General features: G+C 66.4%; 18 protein-coding genes and 4 pseudogenes. 7 read left to right on the forward strand and 15 right to left on the reverse strand.

Annotated elements, in window-relative coordinates; all coding sequences use genetic code 11:
- Positions 1-2: 2 nt before the first annotated feature.
- From MYXE_RS16025 to rplS, 4 genes are read right to left on the reverse strand one after another with little or no spacing between them, the layout of a single operon-like run.
- Positions 3-308: a DUF2469 domain-containing protein gene (locus MYXE_RS16025; RefSeq protein ID WP_003922054.1), complete on the reverse strand. Its 306-nt coding sequence runs from the start codon at positions 306-308 to the stop codon at positions 3-5.
- The gene (locus tag MYXE_RS16030; protein WP_085193614.1) at positions 305-1078 is read right to left on the reverse strand and encodes a ribonuclease HII; all 774 of its coding nucleotides are present in this window, start codon (positions 1076-1078) and stop codon (positions 305-307) included. The genes MYXE_RS16025 and MYXE_RS16030 overlap by 4 nt, the downstream gene beginning before the upstream one ends.
- 2 nt (positions 1079-1080) lie before the next feature.
- On the reverse strand, positions 1081-1932 hold the full coding sequence (gene lepB, locus MYXE_RS16035) for a signal peptidase I (protein WP_003922056.1): 852 nt from the start codon (positions 1930-1932) through the stop codon (positions 1081-1083).
- 48 nt (positions 1933-1980) lie between these two features.
- A complete protein-coding gene (gene rplS, locus MYXE_RS16040) occupies positions 1981-2322 on the reverse strand; it encodes a 50S ribosomal protein L19 (RefSeq protein ID WP_003922057.1) in 342 nt (113 codons plus the stop codon).
- Positions 2323-2620: 298 nt separating this feature from the next.
- On the opposite strand from rplS, the gene MYXE_RS25315 reads away from it, so the two are divergent.
- From MYXE_RS25315 to MYXE_RS16055, 3 genes and pseudogenes are all read left to right on the forward strand, one after another.
- Positions 2621-3079 (forward strand): serine hydrolase, encoded by a 459-nt coding sequence (locus MYXE_RS25315; protein ID WP_161552108.1) that lies wholly within the window; start codon positions 2621-2623, stop codon positions 3077-3079.
- Positions 3080-3194: 115 nt separating this feature from the next.
- Positions 3195-4597 (forward strand): annotated as a pseudogene (locus MYXE_RS16050) (IS1380 family transposase).
- 171 nt (positions 4598-4768) lie between these two features.
- Positions 4769-5275, forward strand: a pseudogene (locus MYXE_RS16055) (hypothetical protein); the annotation flags it as partial.
- An 82-nt stretch (positions 5276-5357) separates the two neighbouring features.
- On the opposite strand, the gene trmD reads toward MYXE_RS16055, so the two are convergent.
- From trmD to MYXE_RS16080, 5 genes are all read right to left on the reverse strand, one after another.
- Entirely contained in the window at positions 5358-6044 is a 687-nt protein-coding gene (trmD, locus tag MYXE_RS16060; protein ID WP_085195796.1) for a tRNA (guanosine(37)-N1)-methyltransferase TrmD, read from the reverse strand.
- Positions 6044-6562, reverse strand: a complete 519-nt coding sequence (gene rimM / locus MYXE_RS16065) for a ribosome maturation factor RimM (protein WP_003922060.1) — start codon at positions 6560-6562, stop codon at positions 6044-6046. The genes trmD and rimM overlap by 1 nt, the downstream gene beginning before the upstream one ends.
- Positions 6563-6587: 25 nt before the next feature.
- Positions 6588-6830 carry an RNA-binding protein gene (locus tag MYXE_RS16070; RefSeq protein ID WP_003922061.1) on the reverse strand — a complete coding sequence of 81 codons (243 nt, stop codon included), beginning with the start codon at positions 6828-6830 and terminating at the stop codon, positions 6588-6590.
- Positions 6831-6838: 8 nt separating this feature from the next.
- Positions 6839-7318 carry a 30S ribosomal protein S16 gene (rpsP, locus tag MYXE_RS16075; protein ID WP_003922062.1) on the reverse strand — a complete coding sequence of 160 codons (480 nt, stop codon included), beginning with the start codon at positions 7316-7318 and terminating at the stop codon, positions 6839-6841.
- A gap of 190 nt (positions 7319-7508) precedes the next feature.
- Entirely contained in the window at positions 7509-7928 is a 420-nt protein-coding gene (locus MYXE_RS16080) for a nuclear transport factor 2 family protein (RefSeq protein WP_003922063.1), read from the reverse strand.
- A 48-nt stretch (positions 7929-7976) separates the two neighbouring features.
- Between MYXE_RS16080 and MYXE_RS16085 the strand changes: the two genes are divergently transcribed.
- The gene (locus tag MYXE_RS16085; RefSeq protein WP_039890871.1) at positions 7977-8852 is read left to right on the forward strand and encodes a D-alanyl-D-alanine carboxypeptidase family protein; all 876 of its coding nucleotides are present in this window, start codon (positions 7977-7979) and stop codon (positions 8850-8852) included.
- A 41-nt stretch (positions 8853-8893) separates the two neighbouring features.
- Here MYXE_RS16085 and MYXE_RS16090 read toward each other — a convergent pair whose 3' ends face one another.
- The 5 genes from MYXE_RS16090 to ffh form a co-directional block, all read right to left on the reverse strand.
- Positions 8894-9499 carry a TetR/AcrR family transcriptional regulator gene (locus MYXE_RS16090; protein WP_085195794.1) on the reverse strand — a complete coding sequence of 202 codons (606 nt, stop codon included), beginning with the start codon at positions 9497-9499 and terminating at the stop codon, positions 8894-8896.
- Between the two features lies 1 nt (position 9500).
- Positions 9501-11282, reverse strand: a complete 1782-nt coding sequence (locus MYXE_RS16095) for an N-acyl-D-amino-acid deacylase family protein (RefSeq protein ID WP_085195792.1) — start codon at positions 11280-11282, stop codon at positions 9501-9503.
- Positions 11283-11361: 79 nt separating this feature from the next.
- Positions 11362-13035, reverse strand: a complete 1674-nt coding sequence (locus MYXE_RS16100; RefSeq protein ID WP_085195790.1) for a serine/threonine-protein kinase — start codon at positions 13033-13035, stop codon at positions 11362-11364.
- A 37-nt stretch (positions 13036-13072) separates the two neighbouring features.
- A complete protein-coding gene (locus tag MYXE_RS16105) occupies positions 13073-14140 on the reverse strand; it encodes a metal-dependent hydrolase family protein (protein WP_085195788.1) in 1068 nt (355 codons plus the stop codon).
- A 4-nt stretch (positions 14141-14144) separates the two neighbouring features.
- A complete protein-coding gene (ffh, locus tag MYXE_RS16110) occupies positions 14145-15692 on the reverse strand; it encodes a signal recognition particle protein (protein ID WP_085195786.1) in 1548 nt (515 codons plus the stop codon).
- A gap of 171 nt (positions 15693-15863) precedes the next feature.
- Here ffh and MYXE_RS16115 point away from each other — a divergent pair, with 171 nt between their 5' ends.
- The 3 genes and pseudogenes from MYXE_RS16115 (at position 15864) to MYXE_RS16125 (ending at position 19640) form a co-directional block, all read left to right on the forward strand.
- Entirely contained in the window at positions 15864-17129 is a 1266-nt protein-coding gene (locus MYXE_RS16115; protein ID WP_085195784.1) for a class I SAM-dependent methyltransferase, read from the forward strand.
- A 359-nt stretch (positions 17130-17488) separates the two neighbouring features.
- A pseudogene (locus MYXE_RS24995) lies at positions 17489-18372 on the forward strand (PPE family protein, SVP subgroup).
- A gap of 72 nt (positions 18373-18444) precedes the next feature.
- Positions 18445-19640: pseudogene (locus tag MYXE_RS16125) on the forward strand (PPE family protein).
- A gap of 51 nt (positions 19641-19691) precedes the next feature.
- Here the strand turns inward: MYXE_RS16125 and MYXE_RS16130 are convergent.
- Positions 19692-22163 (reverse strand): [protein-PII] uridylyltransferase, encoded by a 2472-nt coding sequence (locus tag MYXE_RS16130; RefSeq protein WP_085195778.1) that lies wholly within the window; start codon positions 22161-22163, stop codon positions 19692-19694.
- Between the last annotated feature and the right edge of the window lie 7 nt (positions 22164-22170).

A 22170-nucleotide genomic window follows, 5' to 3' on the forward strand; every position in this document is an offset into this window, starting at 1 on the left:
GCTTACTCGGGGAGCCGCAGCTCGGGTTTCTCGACTTCCTCGATATTGACGTCTTTGAAGGTCACCACCCGCACTTGCTTGACGAACCGAGCTGGCCGGTACATGTCCCACACCCAGGCATCGGTGAGACGCAGCTCGAAGTAGATCTCCCCGTCGGCGTTGCGCGGCACCATCTCCACGCTGTTTGCTAGATAGAACCGCCGCTCGGTCTCCACGACGTAGCTGAACTGGCCCACGATGTCCTTGTATTCGCGGTACAGCGAGAGCTCCATCTCGGTTTCATACTTTTCGAGATCTTCGGCACTCATTTGCCCAGCCGTCCTTCTCCCTCGCCAAGTTCCCCGGCTCCCATTTTCCCCCAGCCGTTGCCACGGGCCTGATCCGGTGGTGCCGGTTTGAATTCCGTGACCAGCCGGGTGCCCGATGCCGTCGCCACCCGCCGGACGTTGATGAACGAATGGCGGTGCTCCGGACACGGGCCGAGCTCATTTAGCGCTGCGCTGTGCCCGGGCGTGCAGTAGCCCTTGTGCTCGGCGAACCCGTACCCGGGGTGCTTGGCGTCCAACGCCACCATCAACCGGTCGCGGCTGACCTTCGCCAGCACGCTGGCGGCGGCGATGCAGGCCGCGGTCGCGTCGCCGTCGACCACAGGCAGCGACGGTACCGGCAGCCCAGGCACCCGGAAGCCGTCGCTCAGCACATACCCGGGGCGCACCGAGAGCCCGGCCACCGCTCGCCGCATGCCCTCGATGTTGGCCACGTGCACCCCACGCCGGTCGACTTCGCTGGGCGGGATGTAGACGATGTGGTAGGCCAGGGCGTAGCGGCGAATCGCCGGAAACAGCTTTTCCCGGGCCTTCTCGGTGAGTTTCTTCGAATCGTCAAGGGCGGCAAGACTTTCCAGTCGTCCTGGCCCGAGCACACACGCGGCGACAACCAGGGGTCCCGCGCACGCGCCGCGGCCCACCTCGTCGACCCCGGCTACCGGGCCCAGCCCGCTGCGATACAGAGCCGATTCCAGGGTGCGCAATCCGGAGGATTTGCGGATCACCGTCCGCGGCGGCCACGTCGTCGCCATGGCTATCGACCTTGCTGCGGGTTCACCGACCTCACTAGGCCCCAGCGCGACGGCGGCCACACAATGAACCGGGCCTTACCGATGACATTGCCCACCGGCACGGTCGCCGACATCGGGTCGCCGGTACAGAGCAGTCCCTTGAGCGCATCCGCCGGGACACTGGCGCAGTGGGCCCGCGAGTCCGCCGAATGGGTCCGGTTATCCCCCATCACCCACAGCCTTCCCTGCGGGACCGTGACCGGCCCGAACTCGCTGCCCAGACACGGGTACATCGACGGGTCTGCCATCATCGCCTTCGGATTCAGGTACGGCTCTTTGAGCCGGACACCGTCGACCGTCAACCCTGTGCTGGCTCGGCACTGCACGGTCTGACCCGCTACCGCGATCACCCGCTTGACCAAATCATTCTCGTCGGGCGGGACGAACCCGACAAACGACAGCGTGTTTTGCACCCAGCGCACCACGGTGTTGTGCGAGCGGATCGACCTGTATCCGATGTTCCACGACGGCGGTCCCCGGAAGACGATGACGTCGCCAGGCTGCGGCGAGCCGAACCGGTAGCTGATCTTGTCGACCATGATGCGATCGCCCACGCAACCCGAACACCCGTGCAGGGTGGGTTCCATGGATTCCGACGGGATCAGGTAGGGCCGGGCCACGAACGTCAGCATCACGTAGTAGAGCAACACCGCGATCGCGACCAGCAGCACCGTTTCCCGCATCGCCGCCCGCTTCGTGCGTTTCGGTTCCTCGGCGGCGGCGTCGGGCGCGGCGGGATCGCGAGTGGCGACTGGGGGCTCTGCCGAATCGGAATCGGATTGGGGCTGCGGCGACGAGTCCGCGGTTTCGGTCACGACATCAGCGTAGCCAGCGCGATTCGCGGTATCGCCAGCCGCACGGGGTCAGCGCTTCTCCTTGATCTTGGCTTTCTTGCCGCGACGCTCCCGCAGGTAGTACAGCTTGGCCCGCCGAACGTCGCCTCGGGTCACCACCTCGATGTGGTCGATATTCGGCGAATGCACCGGAAACGTCCGTTCGACCCCCACCCCGTAGCTCTCCTTGCGCACGGTGAACGTCTCGCGGATGCCGCCGCCCTGGCGGCGCAGCACCACACCCTTGAACACCTGGATGCGCTGCTTGTTACCTTCGATCACCTTGACGTGCACGTTGACCGTGTCGCCGGGGTTGAAGGCCGGAATGTCGTCGCGCAGCGACGCCTTGTCGACAAAGTCCAGCGTGTTCATTTCGACAGCACTTCCTTGCAGTCGCGGCCGCGGGACTACCCCACACGCCAACGTGAGGCGGTCAGCGAGCCGACGGGTACTGGGCGTATCTCGCAGCAGGCGGCGCAGCCCGTCGCACCGACAACTGCCGGGGACACCTGCTGGAGACAACTGCCCAATTGTGCCAGACGGCGTCCCCGCAGCGAAATCACAGCGAATCGCCGGGCATCGCTAACCTGCACGGACGTCCGCAGATGGTAGATATGACGCAGGTCTAACCACACCAACCCGGAACGCCTCTGCTACATGCGCTAGGCGGGTGGCAGTGCGCCAGGGTCGAATTGGCGACCTACCGTCCGAGGAGGGCTATGCGATCGCGGCCGCCGATGCTAGTCGTCGCGTTGGCGGTGACTGCGTTGGTCGCGGGCTGCGAGGCCAAGGTCTACGGCGCGGCGGCTGCCAAACCGGCGCCGCCCCACGCCGCCCCGGTTGCGCCGCCGCCGAAGCGATCGTTGCGCCGCAGTCGCAGGCCCGGGCCGTCGCCCTGGCCGGGCTGCGCGACCGCATCCGGCAGGCAGCTGACCAGGCTGCCAGCGACGGCGCCACGATTTCGGTTGCGCTGCTCGACCGGGCCACCAACCAGCTGATCGTCAACGGCGACCCCCAGGTGGTCGCCACCGCATCGGTGGCCAAGCTGTTCATCGCCGACGAGCTACTACTGCAGGAATCCCAGGGCAAGGCCACGCTGTCGGCCGACGAACGCCACACCTTAGCCTAAATCCGTGGATGGTTCCGGTGATTTGATCGGCGTGTGAACAGCGAAAATGCCTTCTGAACTGGGACAATACGAGTGCTGAGGCCGCATTTGTCCATAGTCCGGGAAGGCACTTTCGATGCACTCATCGTATACGTTCACCACCGGATCGGCGGTGTTTGACGAGCAGAATCTGCTGTCGGCGGCCGGGTTGGTGCCAGTGCTGGAACTGGCTGAGCAGACCGGTCTTTCGGAATTGATCAACGAGCGCGTGGATCTGCCGTCGACTCGGGTGAAGTCCGGCGCGGTCAACCCGGCTGGCAAGCTGACCTCGATCGTCGCCGGGATGATGTGCGGCGCGGACAGCATCGATGATGCCAATGTGCTGCGCGCCGGCGGCACACCCCGGGTGTTCAACGAGGTATATGCCCCATCGACGTTGGGGATCTTTTTGCGCGAGTTCACCTTCGGGCATACCAAACAACTCGCCGCAGTGGCCCGCGAGCATCTGATCGCACTGGCGGCGCGCACCCCGCTGCTGGCTGGCGCCGACGAGCGGATGTTTTTGGACATCGACTCGCTGCTGCGCCCGGTCTACGGCCACGCCAAGCAGGGCGCCTCCTTCGGTCATGCCAAGATCGCCAGCCGCGCGCTGCTGCGGCTGGGCCTGTCCCCACAGATCACCACCATCTCCACGGCGACCGCCGCGCCGGTGATCGCCGAGGCGCAGCTACGGAGCGGCAAAGCCGCCTCCGGGCGCGGTGCCGCATACCAGCTCAAGCAGGCGATCACCACCGCGAAAGCGATCAACCCCGACGCGCCGATCCTGGTGCGCGGCGACTCAATGTTTGGCACCAAGAAAGTGATCACCACCTGCATTCAGCGAGGCGCCGAATTCTCCCTGTCGATCAGCCGCAACAAGCGCATCAACGCCGCGATCGCCGCCATCGACGAGGCCGCCTGGACCCCGGTGCACTACCCGGGCGCGGTCGAAGACCCCGACACCGGGGCGTTGATCTCCGATGCCCAGGTCGCCGAAACCCCTACACCCTGCGCCTGGCCCGCGGCCGAACACTGACCGTGCGGCTGGTAGTGCGCCGGGTCAAAGACGCCCGCCACCTGGATGCGTTGTTTCCGGTGTGGCGCTATCACCCGTTTGTCACCAACTCCGCGCTGCCGGTCGACCAGGCCGATATCACCCACCGACGCCACGCCATCATCGAAACCACCTTCGCCGATTTAATCGACGGCCCACTGGCACACATCCCGTCGGGGCTGTTCGCGGCCAACTGCGCCTGGCTGGCCTGCGCGGTGATCGCCCATAACCTGCTGCGCGCCGTCGGCACCCTCGCCGGTGGCCACCATGCCGTGGCCCGCGGGGCTACCCTGCGCCGCGACCTGATCAACATCCCGGCCCGCTTCGCCGCCCCGGCCCGCAAACCAATGCTGCACCTACCCGCCCACTGGCATTGGCGAGCCAGATGGAAGGCCCTGTGGCACAACGTCATCGGTTACCCGATCGCGCAACCCCGCGCCGCCTGACCCCACCTTCCAAGCCCTGTCCGCCCCGCCATCCCAGGCCCGACCCAAGGAACCCAAAGGAAAGCTGGTACAGGCCAGCGGATCACCCACGCCCCACCGCGCCACACTCGGCCGCATCCCAAAACAACCGCGTCGACGGCAACACGAAATCACCCATCCACGGATTCAGGCTTAGACGCCATGCTTCAGTCATCCGACGACGACGCGGCCGAGAAGTTCTGGAACCAGGCCGGCGGCGAGACGATCATCCGCGACGTCGCCGCCCGCTACGGGCTCGCTGCCACGCAGCCACCCAGCGACGGGCGCTGGTGGGACACCACCACTTCGACCCCGGACCTGATTCGCTACTACCAGATGCTGCTCGACGGCTCCGGTGGCCTCCCGCCGGAGCGGGCCAAGATCATCATCGACGACCTGGCCAGCTCGACCCCCACCGGCGTCGATGGCTACCCGCAGCGGTTCGGCATACCCGACGGGCTCTACGCCGAACCGGTCGCGGTAAAGTAGGGCTGGATGTGCTGTATCGGCGAGGACTGGATGCACCTGTCGACCGGGGTGGTCGGCCCGGACAGCCGCTACATCATGGTCGTCGAGTCGCTGCAGCCCTCCGATGACACCACCGCTCGGGCAACCATTACCAAGGCCGTCAAGACGATGTTCCCGACCGGTCGCATCTGATCGCGCCGACTGTGCAGGTTATGGACGTGGATTCGCCGATTTCTCGCCAATAAGCTGCACAGTCGACGCAGCGCACCTTCCGCTACTCGAGCAAATCCGGGCGGCGTTCCCGGGTGCGCTGCCGCGACGCCTGCTCACGCCAGGCGGCGATTCGGGCGTGGTCGCCGGACAGCAGCACCTCGGGCACATCAAGACCACGCCAGCTCGGCGGCCGGGTGTAGCACGGGCCTTCCAGCAGACCCACCCGCCCGGGCGAGTGCGAATCGTCGTCGAGCGATTGCGGATTGCCTAACACGTTGGGCAGCAGTCGCAGCACCGCCTCGATCATCACCAGCGCCGCCGACTCCCCGCCCGGTAACACGTAGTCGCCGATCGAGACCTCTTCGACGCGCATCCGGCGGGCGGCGTCGTCCATGACCCGCTGGTCGATGCCCTCGTAGCGGCCGCAGGCGAACACCAGGTGCATCTCGGTGCTCCAGCGCCGCGCGGTCGCCTGGTCGAAGAGCACACCGGCGGGCGTAGGGACCACGAGAAGCGTTTCGCTTGAACAGATTTCATCAAGCGCTTCGCCCCAGACCGGCGCCTTCATCACCATCCCGGGGCCGCCACCGTAGGGGGCGTCGTCAACGGAGCGGTGCACATCATGGGTCCAGCGCCGCAGGTCGTGCACGTTGAGTTCGACCAGCCCCGACTCGATTGCCTTGCCCGGCAACGACTGGCGCAGCGGATCCATATAGCTGGGAAATATCGTCACGACGTCGATACGCACTAGGTCCTCAAATCCAAAAGACCGTCCGGCGGATCGATCTCGACGATGCCGGACTCCAACGACACCGAGGTCACGATCGCGCTGACGAACGGCACCAGCAGCTCGCCGACGTCGTCGCGCTTGACCGCCAGCAATTCCCCGGCGGGAGTGTGCAACACCTCGCTCACCGTGCCGATGTCCTGGCCTGCCGTGGTGCGCACCCGAAGTCCTTCCAGCTGATGGTCGTAGTACTCGTCCGGGTCGTCGATTGGCGGCAGATCCTCGGAATCGATCACCAACAAGCTGCCGCGCAGCGCGTCGGCCGCATCGCGATCGCACACACCGGCCAGCCGCACCAGCAGCCTCCCGCCGTGCGGTCGGGCCGCGTCGACAACGTAGCTGCGCTCCTGGTCGGTTGCCTTGGCCCGCAACACCGATCCCGGCGCGAACCGGGCATCGGGCTCGTCGGTGCGGACCTCGACGACAACCTCGCCGGTCACGCCGTGGGCTTTCACCACACGCCCGACTGCTAACTCCATGGGAGTCCCATGAGCCTTGGGTTCGCTACTGGTCGGTGTCCACCACGTCGACGCGAATGCCGCGGCCACCGATGCCGGCGACCAGTGTCCGCAGCGCGGTGGCGGTGCGGCCCCCGCGGCCGATCACCTTGCCCAGATCGTCGGGGTGAACATGCACTTCCACAGTGCGCCCGCGCCGATTGGTGACCATGGCGACCCGGACATCGTCGGGATTGTCGACGATGCCGCGCACCAGGTGCTCAACCGCGTCGACGACGACGGTATGCATCGGCCCGGTCAATTCTCGGACGCCGCTTCAGTGTGCTCGCCGCCCTCGGCCGGCTGCTCGGTCTTGTCGGCTTCGGCGGCTTTCTTGGCGGCCTTCTTGGCGGGAGGCTTCTTCTTCGGGGTCGCGGCCTCGGTGGTCGGAGCGCCCTCGGCGGCGGCAAGCGCGGCGTTGAACAGCTCGAGCTTGCTCGGCTTGGGCGCCCGGGTCTTCAACTTGCCCTCGGCGCCGGGCAGCCCCTTGAACTTCTGCCAGTCGCCGGTGATCTTCAGCAGCTTCAGGACAGGCTCGGTGGGCTGGGCGCCGACCGACAGCCAATACTGGGCCCGCTCGGAGTCGATCTCGATGAGGCTCGGCTCCTCCTTCGGGTGATACCGGCCGATGATCTCGATCGCGCGGCCGTCACGGCGGGTCCGCGCGTCCGCGACGGCGATGCGGTACTGGGGATTGCGGACCTTGCCAAGCCGGGTGAGCTTGATCTTCACAGCCATTCAGCGACTTCTCCTGTGCGTGTCACGCTGCAATTCAGCGACCCGGGCAGGATGCCGGGGTCCGGTTTTGCCTCGCGTGTGTGTCCCGCCGGCGAAGCCGAACGGCGGCACGTCGCGCGGTGGACAGCCGCCCATTGTGCCAGAACACACGCGTCCGGTGGAATTCCGGCCGGCTGACCCCGCCGAAACGTCACGGGCGGCGGTCGAAGCACTTGGCCTCCACCCGGCGGCTCATCCGCCAGCCCTCGGGTGTGCGGACGAACTCGTCGTCGTACCACAGGCCCAGCAGCATCGTGGTGGGTTCGTCCCCGCCGAACACCATCGGATTGAAACAGAAGGTGCGCGCGGTCGCGGTGTCGCCGTCGATGCGGATCGACGGCAAGCCCAGCATGTGCGCGTAGTTGGCGAAGGTCGGCAACACCTCGGCCAGCCACGCCTTCACCTGCGGGTAGCGGCCGTCCACGCCGCCCATCGCGCGATAGTCGATGTATGCCTCCGGAATGAACACCTTGTCGAGGTCGTCAAATCGACGAGAGTCGATGGCGGTGGAGTAGTCCACCAACAGCTGCTGGATCTCTAATCGGTCGGATATTTCGGCCAGGCTCAACATAGAAGGTGATTGAACACGATCCGGCGGCGCGGGCTACGCTCAGCGACCATGCGAAGGCTTGTGTCGTGTCTCGCTGTGGCACTTGCCGCCGCGTTCTTGTGGCATCCGCCTGCGGCGACGGCCGACACCACCGTCCAGCCCGTGGGCTCGGTGCCGATCCCCGACGGTCCGGCACAGACCTGGATCGTCGCCGACCTCGACAGCGGGCAGGTGCTGGCCGCGCGCGACGAGAACGTGCGCCACCCGCCCGCAAGCACCATCAAAGTCCTGTTGGCGCTGGTGGCGTTGGACGAGCTGAACCTGGACTCCACGGTTGTCGCCGACACCGCCGACACCCAGGTCGAATGCAGCTGTGTGGGGGTCAAACCGGGCCGCAGCTACACCGCGCGCCAGCTGCTCGACGGTCTGCTGCTGGTATCGGGTAACGATGCGGCCAACACGCTGGCCCGCATGCTGGGCGGCCAGCAGGCCGCGGTGGCCAAGATGAACGCGAAGGCCGCCGCCCTGGGCGCAACGAACACCCAGGCGGCCACCCCCTCGGGGTTGGACGGGCCGGGCGGCTCGGGCTGGTCGACCGCGCACGACCTGGCCGTCATCTTCCGGGCGGCCATGGCCAACCCGGTTTTCGCGCAGATCACCGCGGCCCCGTCGGCGCAGTTCCCCGGCGACGGCGGCGAGCGGCCGATCGTCAACCAGGACGAGCTGCTGCAGCGCTACCCGGGTGCGATCGGCGGGAAAACCGGGTTCACCAACGCTGCCCGCAAAACGTTCGTCGGGGCCGCGGCCCGTGACGGCCGGCGGCTGGTCATCGCAATGATGTACGGCCTGGTGCGCGAGGGTGGACCGACCTACTGGGACCAGGCCGCCGCTTTGTTCGACTGGGGATTCGCCCAAGGCCCGCAGTCGGCCGTCGGCGCGCTGTAGTCGGGCGGCGTCAGCCCTGTGACGCCGAGGAACCGCTTGAGTCAGCCGTCGAACGATACCCGGGCTATTCCGTTGAGCAGCGACATCAGAAGCGGTATCCGCTGGGCTTCGATGTCGGGTTGAGGCAGCACCGCCTGCACGATGGCCGACCCGTCAAATGTGTTGGCGACCATGGCCACCACGGCGGGGAAGATGTCCTCCGGAAAGCTATCGGCACCGGGAAGCGCCCGGGCGACGTCGTAGATTTTCGAACGGTACTGTTCAAGGACGCTCCGCAAAGTGGCCCTGAGCTTTTCGTCAGTGCGCGCAGCGACCATCAGTTCGTACAACACGGCGTTCGCCGAATTACGAGTGATGTCACGAAGAATGGTCAGCACCGCTTCTAAAGGCGGCCTTTCAGCGGGTATTTCGGCGACTTGCTTGGTAAACAACTCCAGTTGACGCCGTGACACCTCATTTGCCGTGGCCGCCATGAAGTCGCCCATGGTGGCGAAGTGCCGAAATAGCGCACCGTCGGAAACCTTGGCGCGCTTGCTGATCGCAGCGGCGGATGCCCGTGCGTACCCGGCTTCTGCGATGGTCGCGATACTGGCGTCGAGCAGACGGGCGACTGTTTCGTCGCGGCGTTGCCGCTGGGATCTAGCCATCTCAGACGCGCGCAACCCGGGGCTGGCGAGCCTTGGCGCGCAGGACCCGGCCCGACTTCGCCGTTGTGCCGTAGCCGTCGCGGAACTGCCCGTGGCGACACACCACCGCTCCGCCCACACCGGTCGCCACGACCGCAGCGTCGTTGCGGTTGACCATTCGCCGCAAGCCACCGTAGAAGGGAACCGCCTCCTCGTAGTAGCCGTCCACCGATTCGTCGAGACCGTCTGGATCGATCACCACGAAATCTGCGCGGTCACCGCGCCGCAGCGTGCCGGCGTCGAGCCCGAACCAATCGGCCACTTCAGCGGTCAGCCGATACACCGCCTGCTCGACGGTAAGAAACGGCGCTCCGGCTCGTGCGGCATCCAGTGTGCGCTTCAGCAGGCGCAGCGGATAGTTGTAGAACGCCATGTTGCGCAGGTGCGCGCCCGCGTCGGAGAAACCCATGTGGATGGTGGGCTCGGCGGCAAGCTTGTCCAGTTGCTTGGGCCGGTGGTTGGCGACGGTCGTGGTCCACCGCACGTTGCGTTCACCGTTGTCGACGAGCACGTCGAGAAACGCATCCAGCGGGTGCAGCCCACGCTCGTCGGCGATCGCCCCGAAGCTCTTGCCGACCAGCGACTTATCGGGGCATTCGACGATTACCGCATCGTGGAAGTCGCGGTGCCACAACGTCGGGCCGAGCTTCTTGCGGTCGAACTCACGCCGGAATTTCCGGCGGTACTCGAGGTCCGCCAGCAGCGTGTTGCGCGCAAGCTGGTCGCGGAGATGCAGCGCCGCGGTTCCCGCGCCGAACTCCTCGAAGACCGGCAAATCGATTCCGTCGGAATACAGCTCGAAGGGCACGGGCAGGTGCTGCAAGCGCACCTGCGAGCCGAGCACCGCATTGAGCAGTCGTGTGCCCAAGCCGAACACGGCGGCCGCGCCGGGCATCGACTTGGCGTCCGCGGAGACCAGCAGGCTCATCCGCACCGGCTTGCGGCGCCCGAACATATGGCCGCTGGCCAAGAAGAACAGCAATCCCGACGCCGGCTTGGCAATATTGGGGGCACTCTGCAGAATGCGGCTGCGCCGGCGCAGCACCTCGATCAGCGTGCGCCGCTCGTGCCAGGTGGCAAACGTGGACGGGAGCGCTCGCGACCGATAGCGGTCGCCGTCGAGTTTGTCGATGGCCGCGTCCATCCCCGACATGCCGAGCAGGCCCGCGTCAAGCGCCTCGTCGAGCAGTGCCGTCATCCGCTGCAACTCGGCGCCAGTCGGTCGTACACCATCGTCGGTGGCCCGGCCCAGGCCCAGCACGGCCGTGCGCAGGTCCGAATGACCGACCAGCGAGCCGACGTTCGGCCCAAGCGGCAAATCATCAAGCGCTGCAACGTATTCGGCGGCCGTCGACCAGGTCTTGCCGGCCTTCAGCGCGCCGAACACAAATTCGCGCGGCACCGCTTCGACCCTGCTGAACAGGTCGGCGGCGTCCGCCGAGTCGGCATACACGGTCGACAGCGAACAGTTTCCCAGCACTACCGTGGTGACGCCGTGCCGCACCGATTCCCGCAATCCGGGGTCCAGCAGCACCTCGGCGTCGTAGTGGGTGTGCACATCGACGAAGCCCGGGACCACCCACTTGCCGGCCGCGTCGATCACTTCCGGGCAGCCCGCCTCGTCCAGCGGCTCGGCGGACACGGCCGCGACGACGCCATCGCGAATCCCCAGCGTGCGGGGCTGCGGCGGGCGGCCGGTGCCGTCGAACCACAGCCCGTCGCGAACGATGACGTCGTAGCCCACAGCCCCTCCGGGTTCAAGGTCTCTGCGAGCCTACCAAAGTTAGTAAGTACTTACAATCATTTAATCCCCGCGCGTGTCCTCACCGAGTTGTCGTCGGGGCCGCCGCAGTGCTGGTGGCAGGAACGGGCACGACGATGCCAGGGGGCACCTCGCCGACTCGCGCGGCCACAGCCGGAATTACGATCCGCCCGCCCTTTTGACCGCACTCATCGGTTTCGACGGTCACCGTCATCACCCCGCGCAGTGGCCCATGCGTCTGCGGTTGCAGCGAAATCGTTTGCGTGGTGGTCTCTTTGGCCGCCGTTCCGTTCGGGCCCACGCAGGGGAACTGGACGATTTCCGGTCGCGACTGCCAGGCGCCGTCACGGAAATCCAGGACAAGCGTGTGCCCGCCACTTGCCGTGCTCACCGTCTGGTGGTCGTTGTCGTCGAGCAGGATCCCGCCGGCAACGCATCCGGCCGGTAGGCACGACGAACGAAATGCCCACCAGGTGGTCACGTTCGGCGGTTGCGGGTCGGGGATGTCGTTGTAGGTCTGCTGGGCGCGGTTGACGTCCACCTGGTAGGTGCCCTCGAGCATGGCGGGCGGCGCGGCGGGAGTGCTGCTGGTCGTGGTGGGAGCCCGGGTTAATGTCGTCGCGGGAATGCCCGCCTGGGCGGGGGTCGTGTCGTTTTTGCGATAGATCGTGCCCACTGCCAGCAGGCCAATGAGCAGCGTGAGCGCCGCCCCGGCCGCCGCCCCGGCCAAGATCCACGACCATCGGCGGCTCGTCGGCACCGGCGCGGTGGCAACCGAGGGCAGAGCGCTGCGCCGCCCTGACAGCGGTCGCCGTACCGCTGTCAGCAGCGACCGGGCAGTACTGCCAGCGCGTTTCGACGGCGATTGGCCTGCCCCGGCCACACTTTCGACCGCTGCTTCATCGGGGTAGTCCAGGGCGAGGACGGCCTCGGGGCTGCGGTCACCGACGAGAAGGCCCGCCTGTTCGCTTAGCGCATGGGCGAATTGGGCACAGCTGCCGAACCGGTCGGCCGGTTTTTCGGCCAAGGCTATCGACAACACGCCGTCAAGATGACCCAACTGCGGGTGCCGATCGCCGCGTCGGGGTTGGGCTCCGGTGAGCAGATGAAGCGCGGTGGCCGCGAGCGCGTACTGGTCGGCGCGCGCGTCGATGCGCGAGCCAGTCAGCTGCTCCGGCGCAGCGTAGGCGAACGCGCCCCCATCCGGGCTCCTGCGGCCCAGCCGTCGGATGGTGCCGAGTTGTCGTGCTATTCCAAAGTCCGTCAACAGGATTCGTGGTTCACCATTGCCGGGGTTGGTCAAGAAGATGTTGGCTGGTGTGACGTTGCGGTGCAGCATTCCTCGCTGGTGCGCGTAATCCAGTGCCCCGGCGATGGCCGCGACGATCGACAGCGCCTCACCGGCTGGCATCCCGGCTGGAAACTGCTCGCGGATGAGCTGTGCGGCGTTGATGCCGTCGAGGTATTCCATTGCGATCCACAGCCGGCCGTCGAACTCGCCGCGGCCATACACCTGCACGATGTGCGGGTGATACAGCGTTGTGGCGAGCGGGGCTTCCCGGTGGAACCTCTCGCAAAACTCGCGGTCCGCTGTCATCGCGCGGGGAAGGATTTTCAACGCGTCCTGGCGCGACAGCCGGGGATCTTGAGCGAGATAGACCTCACCCGCTTCGCCCGTACCCAGCATCCGGATGATGGTGTAACCGGCAAAGGTCGACCCAGGGGCCAACGGCATCCCTCGATCCTATCGGCGGTCGCAGCCGCGCGTCGGCTCAGAACAGCCGACCGCGCAATATCACCACGTCGGGGCTGCTCAGCACGCCAGGGCCGAGCCGCGGATCGTCGTTGTAGCACAACAGATCTGCCGATGCGCCGTGATCGAGGCCGGGACGGCCCAGCCAGCGCCGGGCGTCCCAGGACGCCGCGCCCAGTGCCTGGATGGGGCTCATCCCGATCCGCTTGAGCGCCTCGACCTCATCGGCGATGCGACCATGGGCCACCATGGTGCCGGCGTCGGTGCCGGCATACACCGCTATGCCCGCATCGCGCGCCGCGGCGATCCGCGAATGACACCTCGCGTGCAGGTCGCGCATGTGAGCCGCATACGTCGGGTAGCGGTCTGCGGAGGCAGCAATGCTCGGAAAGTTCTCGATATTGATCAGCGTGGGCACCAAGGCGGTGCCGTGCTCGACCATCAACTCGATCGTGTCGTCGGTGACCCCAGTGCCGTGTTCAATGCAGTCGATCCCGGCATTGATCAACCCGGGCAGCGCATCCTCGCCGAAGACGTGCGCGGTGACCCGCGCTCCGTGGGTGTGCGCGACATCGATCGCCGCCTTAAGCACGTCGTCGGACCACAGCGGCGCGAGATCGCCCACCTGCCGGTCGATCCAGTCCCCGACGAGCTTCACCCACCCGTCACCTCGCCGCGCCTGCTCGGCAACCAACTGGGGCAGCTGCGATTCATCGTCGAGTTCGATTGCGAAACCAGGCGTATAGCGCTTGGGGCGGGCCAGATGCCGGCCCGCGCGGATGATGCGCGGCAGATCGGCATGATCGTCGAGGCTGCGGGTGTCGGTCGGCGAACCGCAGTCCCGCAGCAGTAACGCGCCCACGTCGCGTTCGGTCTCGGCCTGGTCGATCGCCTCGTCGAGGTCGACGACGCCGTGCGCGCCCAACCCGACATGACAGTGGGCATCCACCAGGCCCGGGATGACCCAGCCGCCGTCGAACACGGTGTCGGCACCGGCCACTGGCTCAAGGCTGATCTGCCCGTCGACGATCCACAGCTCGAGCGCAGCTTCGTCGGGCAGACACCTGCCGCGGATGTGAAGCCGCATCCGGCTACTTCTTGCCTGGGAACTTCAGTTTGGACAAGTCGAAGTCCGCCAAACCCGGTGGCAGTTCGTTCAGCCCCTCCGGCAGGTGTGACAGATCCGGAAATCCCGACGGCAAACCGGCGCCAAACGGGCTTCGCGCTTTGGGCGGTGTGGGACCGCGCTTCTTGCCTTTCTTGCCCTTGCCCGCTTTGGTTTTCGCAGCTTTGCGCCCGGATTTGCGCCCCAGCCCGGGCATGCCCATGCTGCCCATCATCGACGACATCATCTTGCGGGCCTCGAAGAACCGGTCGACCAGCTGGTTGACCTCCGAGACGGTCACGCCGGAGCCGTTGGCGATGCGCAGCCGCCGTGAGGCGTTGATGATCTTGGGGTCGGCCCGCTCCTCGGGCGTCATCCCCCGGATGATCGCCTGCAACCGGTCGAGCTGTTTGTCGTCGACGGCGGCCAGCGCCTCTTTCATCTGACCCGCCCCGGGCAGCATGCCCAGCAGGTTGCCGATCGGTCCCATCTTGCGGATGGCCAGCATCTGCTCAAGGAAGTCCTCCAGGGTCAGCTCGCCGGTGCCGATCTTGGCGGCGGCGGCCTCGGCCTGTTGCGCGTCGAAAACCTGCTCGGCCTGCTCGATCAGGCTCAGCACGTCGCCCATGCCCAGGATGCGGCTGGCCATCCGGTCGGCATGGAAGACGTCGAAGTCCTCCAGCTTTTCGCCGGTGGACGCGAAAAGGATTGGCACACCTGTTACTTCGCGCACGGACAGTGCGGCGCCGCCGCGGGCGTCGCCGTCGAGCTTGGTCAGCACCACGCCGGTGAAGCCGACACCCGCGCCGAACGCCTCGGCGGTGGTGACGGCGTCCTGCCCGATCATCGCGTCCAAGACGAACAGCACTTCGTCGGGGTCGATGGCCGCGCGGATCGCGGCGGCCTGAGCCATCATCTCGTCGTCGATGCCGAGCCGCCCGGCGGTGTCGACGACGACGACGTCGAAATGCTTGGCCCGCGCCTCGGCAAGCCCCTGGGCGGCCACCGCGACCGGATCACCGGGACCGGCGTCGGGCGACGCGCCGGGATGCGGCGCGAACACCGGGACCCCGGCCCGCTCACCGACCACCTGCAGCTGGTTCACCGCCGCGGGCCGTTGCAGGTCGGCAGCCACCAAAAGCGGCGTATGCCCTTGTCCGCGCAGCCATTTGGCCAGTTTGCCGGCCAGTGTGGTCTTACCCGAGCCTTGCAGACCGGCGAGCATGATCACCGTCGGCGGCGTCTTGGCGAATGCCAGTTGCCGGGTTTGGCCGCCGAGGATGCCGATCAGTTCCTCGTTGACGATCTTGACGACCTGCTGTGCGGGGTTGAGCGCGCCCGATACTTCCGCACCCTTGGCGCGTTCTTTGATGCGGCTGACGAACGCCCGCACCACCGGCAACGAGACGTCGGCTTCCAGCAGCGCCAACCGGATTTCGCGGGTGGTGGCGTCGATGTCGGCGTCGGTCAACCGACCCTTGCCGCGCAGGCTCTGCAGGGCGCCGGTCAGGCGGTCGGAAAGCGATTCGAACACGCCGACCAGCGTAGCGAGGCGACGACACACGCTGCGGAGCGCGGCAGGGCGAGGCTCGGGCTCGGTTGCGGCAGGCCGGACAGCAACTCATAATCGCCGCTAGCCAGGGCAGCCAGTTACGCCGACGCGGATCCAGGATCAGCATCAACCCGCAACGAGGTCACCGGTGAAGTGAACGACGACCCGGGCGCGGATGCCGTCCGTCGCCAGTATGAGCGGTGGAGGTATCCCCGCCCCGTAGCGGATCTCGAGGCCTGGACCGCTGACCACTGGGAATGGTTCGACCCCGCGCATGCGCACCGAATATTGTGGCCCGATCGCGAATACAGACCCGATCTCGATATTCTCATCGCAGGTTGTGGCACAAGCCAGGCGGCAATTTTTGCCTTTACCAACCCCCTGGCAAAAGTGGTAGCCGTCGATATCAGCCAGCCATCCCTGGACCATCAGCAATATTTGAAAGAAAAGCATGAGCTGGACAACCTCGAATTGCGCCTGCTCGACATCGAAAAGCTGACGACGCTTGGACTCGACTTCGACCTGGTCGTAGCGACCGGCGTTTTACATCACCTGGCCGATCCCGTGAAAGGTATGAAAGCGCTCGCCGGATGCCTGCGGCGGGATGGCGTGCTGGCAGTGATGCTCTATGCGAAATACGGCCGTATCGGCGTCGAGCTGCTGGAGTCTGTATTTCGCGACATGGGACTCGGCCAGGACGAAACATCGGTCAAAATTGTCAAAGACACACTCTCGGCGCTTCCGCCGGATCACCCTGTTCAGAATTATTTGAAGATCGCGCGAGATTTGCAGTCCGACGCCGCGCTGGTCGACACGTTTCTGCATGGCCGTGCGCGCAGCTATACGGTAGACGAATGTATTGACCTCGTCACCTCTGCCGGGCTGGTATTTCAAGGGTGGTTCCATAAGGCGCCGTATTACCCGCACGATTTGTTCGCGCCGGCCAGCAAGTTCTATTCGGCCGTAAATGCGTTGCCGGAAAGGAAGTTGTGGTCGGTGATGGAGCGTCTACAGACATTGAACGGGTGCCATTTCTTCATGGCGTGTCGCTCGGAGCGGCCCAAAGAGAGCTACACGATCGATTTCTCGACCGTCGACGCCCTCGAATACGTACCGATGCTGCGCACCCGCTGCGGCGTCTTTGGCACCGACATTGTTTGGCCCGGCGCGCGTATGACCATGAATCCGGCTCAGTTGCCGTTCGTACAGCACGTCGACGGGCGTCGCACGATTCGACAGATTGCCGCCTGTGCGGCGGCGCGGACGTCCCAGGCAACCCCAGCCGACGCCGCCAACCTGGAAGCGTTCGCCCGCAAACTATTCCAGTCGCTGTGGCGTCTCGATTGGGCGGCGATGGCGCTGAACCCGTCCACAGCGAGCGCCTCTCCGTCAACTCACACCAAGCGACCACATATGTGAGCATTCCGTAACGGCACCTTAACGGTGACTGGGCGTAACCAGCCTTTTACCTGATCGCAAATCACACACCGGCGCGTCAGTTTGCGGATTTAAGTTCGCCGACTCCAGCGATCGGGTTATGGCCACCGCGAGAAATCTCGCACGTGGTCGCCGGCACCACTGGATGCCTGAAAATGGGCGGCCACCGGAAGCAATTTGTTAAAAGTTCGTCCGCCGACGTTAAGAAGCAATTAACGCGCTGGGGTTTCCGCACTCGCTACGCGAAGGTATAGCCGTGGATCCATTGCCAGACATCATCACACGGTGATCACCCCGGTCGGCCCTCTTAACGGGTCGACCTATTTCCCTAGGAGAAGTACATGTCTTTCGTGAAGACGCTGCCCGAAGCGCTCGCAGCGGCGTCCAGCCAGCTGGAGGGTCTCGGCACTTCGATGGCCGCCGAGAGCGCCGCCGCCGCCGGTCCGACCACGGCCATCGCCCCCGCAGCCTCGGACGAGGTGTCGGCGCTACAGGCGGGAATTTTCTCCACCTATGGCCAGCTCTACCAGACAGCCAGCGCCCAAGCCCAAGCCATTCACCAACAATTCGTGAACCTTTTGGCGGCCAGCGCCGGGTCCTACGGAGAAACCGAGGCGGCCAACCAGGCGGTGGCCGCCTCGACGCCGCTGACAGGGCTGAGCTCCCTGGTCGGGGCGTCGCCGGCTGCCGCGCCGACGCAAGCCACGGGCCTGGGCGACATCCTCGAAGGCTTGGCCCAGGCGCTCGGTAATTCGCCGCTAAGCAGTCCCATCGCCAACTTATTGAATATCAACACCGGCAACTGGGCGTCGGCGGGATCGGACCTGATCGGAATGGCCGGCGGCGGTCTTCTCACCGCCCTGCCCGAAGAGGCCGCCGAAGGCGGACTGGAAGGCGGCTTGGCCGACCTGGCCGGCACGGTCAGCCCGGCGGGGGCGGCGGTGCCGCGGCGCTGGGCGCCACACCGGTGTTGGCCGGGGTCGGGCAGGCATCGTCGGTCGGGGGCATGTCGGTCCCGCCCAGTTGGACCGGCGAAGCGTCGGCGGCCAGCGCTCCGGTACGCCTGGCGGCTCACAGCTGGACGACCGCCGCGCCGGAGACCGCGCCGGTAGCCACAATGCCCGCCGGAATGCCGTCGGTCGCGTCGGCCGGTCGCGGCGGCTACGGCTTGGGCGCCCCACGCTACGGCGTCAAACCAAAGGTAATGCCCAAACCCAGCGTTTAGAAAATTGAGCCGGCCAACGGTGTCCGGTAATCCCGATGCGCCACTGGATTTTATAGACAGGATCTGGAGAAAATGTTCTTCGATTTCGCAGCGCGGCCCCCGGAAATCAATTCGGCGCTCATGTACTCCGGTGCCGGGGCAGGCCCGATGGTGGCCGCCGCCGCGGCGTTCAGCAACTTGAGCGGTGAGCTAAGCGCGACGGCGGCGTCCTACCAGTCGGTGATCTCACAACTCACCGGCTCAGCCTGGCAGGGTCCGTCGGCCGCGGCGATGGCCGCCGCCGCCGAGCCCTACATCACCTGGCTGAGCACGACCTCGGGGCAACTGCAGCACGCCGCCTCCCAGGCCATCGCATCGGCGGCCGCCTACGAGACCGCCTTTGCCGCCACGGTGCCGCCGCCGGTTATCGCCGCCAACCGGGCGCAGCTGGCGATGCTGGTGTCGACCAACTTCCTGGGGCAAAACACCCCGGCGATCGCGGCCAACGAGGCTCAATACGCGGAAATGTGGGCCCAGGACGCCGCCGCAATGTATGGCTACGCCGCGTCCTCGGCGGCCGCCGCGCAGCTCACCCCGGTGACTCCGCCGGCGGAGACCACCAACCCGGCGGGTCTGGGTGCACAAGCTGCCGCGGTCTCCAATGCCGTGAGCAGCAGCGCGACGACATCGGGACTCAACGGGGTGCTGTCCAGCCTCACCAACGCACAAGGAGCGCTCGCCAACCCGCTCGGCCTGGCGGCGAACGCGAGTTCGGGAACCTCGATCTGGCAAGGTCTCAAGGACCTGATGAACACCGGCATCGTCTTCAACAGCATCAACTCCGTGGATGTCACGGCGTCGTGGTGCACGATGATGATGATCTCGGCGGGGGCGACTTTGGGACATTTCATCAGCAACGCCCTGGCGGGCGTCACCGTCGGCGACGTCACCCCCTGGGTGCGGGCCTGGGCGGTGGAATCCTTGCGAGCTCGACCGCACCAGCGGCCGGCGGCTACGGCGCGGCCCCGGTCGCGGCGGGTATGGGGCAGGCCTCTCTGGTGGGCAGCTTGTCGGTGCCGGGCACCTGGTCCTCGGCCGCCCCGGCAGCCAGCGCCGCCGCGGAATTCGAGGGCTCGGGCTGGACGGTGGCTCCGGAAGAAGAAATGCCTGTGGCCACGGTGCCGGCCGGGATGCCGTCGGTGGCGTCGGCTGGGCGCAGCGGCTACGGTTTCGGCACACCGCGATACGGAGTCAAGCCCACCGTCATGCCCAAGACCGTCCTGGTGTGACGAAGCCAGGGCCCGCCGGCTGGCCGTCAAAACCGGCGTTCAGTAGGCCGTTTAGTAGGCGTAGTCGACGGATCTGTCGACCACGGCGGTGTCCAACACGGCGATCAGTTCCCGTTCCACCGCCGCCTGCACTTTCGCGGGCACCTCGGCCGCGTCGGTGGACGCCCTGACGCAGAACACGTCGTCGACCATCGACCCCAGCGTGGTGACCTTCGCCCAGATGATATCGGCGCCCGCGCGCTCCAATCCTCCGGTCAGTGACGCGAGCAGCCCCGTCCGGTCGGACGTGCGGATTTCGACGATCAGCTGATCGGGCGTGCCACCGAACCACAGAATGCGTGGCGGCGGGGTCGGCCGATAGCCGGGCACCCCGGTCAGCACCTCCCCGATGGGGCTGCTGTCCTCGTCCGCCTCTCGGCGGTCCAGCATGCCCAGGATGTCGAGGTCTCCGGCCAACGCAGCGACCAATTGCTGGCGCAGCAGCTCGGCCGCGGCTGGGCTACCAAAAAGCGGCGACACCACGAATTCGTTGATTGCGGCGCCGTGGTGAACGTTGACCGCAGCGGAGTGCACTCGCAACGAGTTCAGCGCCAGTACGCCCGCGGCCTTCGACAGCAGGCCCCGCTGATCGGGCGCGATCATCACCACGTGGTAGCGCGTACCGTCGCCCGGCCTGACCTCCACGTGCACCCCGTGGTCGTCGGCCAGCGAAAGATACTCGGGGTCAATGGGATCGGGGTGCGGCAAATTTTGCCCGGCCATCACCATGTGGCAGCGGCGCACCAATTCGCCGACAAGCGAGGCTTTCCAGTCACCCCACACCCCGGGGCCGGTGGCCAACGCGTCAGCTTCCGTCATCGCGTGCAGCACGTCGAGCAGCACCGGGTCTCCCCCGACCGCGTCTGCGACAGTCGCGATGGTCTGGGGGTCGTTTAGATCACGGCGAGTCGCCGTCTTGACCAACAGCAGGTGGTGGCGAACGAGTTTCGCCAGCATCGCCACGTCCGCCTGCCACATACCCAGGCGGGTACCAATCGCCGTGGCCAACTCGGCGCCGATCACGCTGTGGTCGGTGGACCGGCCTTTGCCGATGTCGTGCAGCAGTGCACCAAGCATCAGAAGGTCAGGCCGTGCCACGCGGGTAGTGAAAGCACTTGCCTGCACGGCAGTTTCGACCAGATGACGATCCACGGTCCAGGTGTGGATCACGTCGCGGGGCGGTAAGTCGCGGATTGCAGCCCATTCGGGCAGCACCCGGGCCCACAGCCCGACGCGGTCGAGCGACTCGATCGTCGAGACCGTGGCCGGCCCCGCACTGAGCAGAACCAACAGGTCATCCAGAACGTCGGGTGGCCACGGGGTAGGCAAATCGGGTGCCGCGTCGGCGAGTCGGCTCAGCGTGGCGGCCGCGATGGGCACGCCGGAGACAGCCGATGCGGCGGCCACTCGCAGCAGCAGGCCGGGGTCGTGTTCTGGTCGGGCATCGCGGGCCAACACGACCTCCCCGGCGTACTCGACGACGCCTTCGTCCAGCGGCCGGCGGCGTCGCCGCCGCAACGCCGACATGCCGCGCCGCGGCAGCGAATTGGCGGCGGTCCTTAACGCGGCGTCGACGTGATAGCTGATCGTGCGCGCGGCGTCGGACAGCATGCGCGCCAGATCGAACCTGTCGCCGAGCTGCAGCGCCGAACTGATGTCGTCGGCGTACTGGGCCAGCAGCACGTCATGCCCGCGGCCGGATACCCGGCGCAGTTCGGTGCGCACGTCAACCAGTGCGCGACAGGCGTGGTCCACTGAACCCGCCGCGACCTCGGGGTTGCGAATCGCCTGGCGATCGGCGAGCTGCGCGATCGCCAGGCCGTCCAGCAACTGGATGTCGCGCAGGCCACCACGCCCGAACTTCAGATCCGGTTCAACGCGGTGCGCTATCTCGCCGGTGCGCTGCCAGCGGGCCTGGGTTGCCTCGACGAGTTCAGCGAATCGCGAACGGATTCCGCTCCGCCATTGTCGGCGGACGCCGTCGACCAGATGCGCCGACAGGGCCGCATCGCCGGCAATGTGGCGCGCTTCCAGCATCGCCAGACCCGAGGAGATGTCCGCATCGGCGATTTGCATTGCCTCGGCGACGGTTCGCACGCAATGGTCAAGACGAATGTTGGCGTCCCACAGCGGATACCACAACAGGTTGGCGACCCTGCCGACGATGTCGGTGGGCATATTGTTGTGTACCAACATCAGGTCCAGATCGGAGTGCGGCAGCAGCTCGCGTCGGCCCAACGATCCGGTCGCGACGATTGCGAAGCCGCTGTCTTGCGTGATGCCGATCTCCACGGCTTTCGTCGTCAGCCAGGACTCATGCAGCTCCTGCCATGCCTTTCGCAATGCGGCCGCATTTTGTTCGCCCGGATCCCGGGTAAGTAGCCGCTCCCGCGCTGCGACCAAATCGGTTGCCGGGCGGGCACTTCCAGCGGCCGGGCCCTCCCACCGAGAGTCAGGGGCAGAATCCAGTCTGCGCGGTCTCATGCTATCT

Origin of the sequence: Mycobacterium xenopi (assembly GCF_009936235.1) — a bacterium.
GTDB classification, from domain to species: domain Bacteria; phylum Actinomycetota; class Actinomycetes; order Mycobacteriales; family Mycobacteriaceae; genus Mycobacterium; species Mycobacterium xenopi.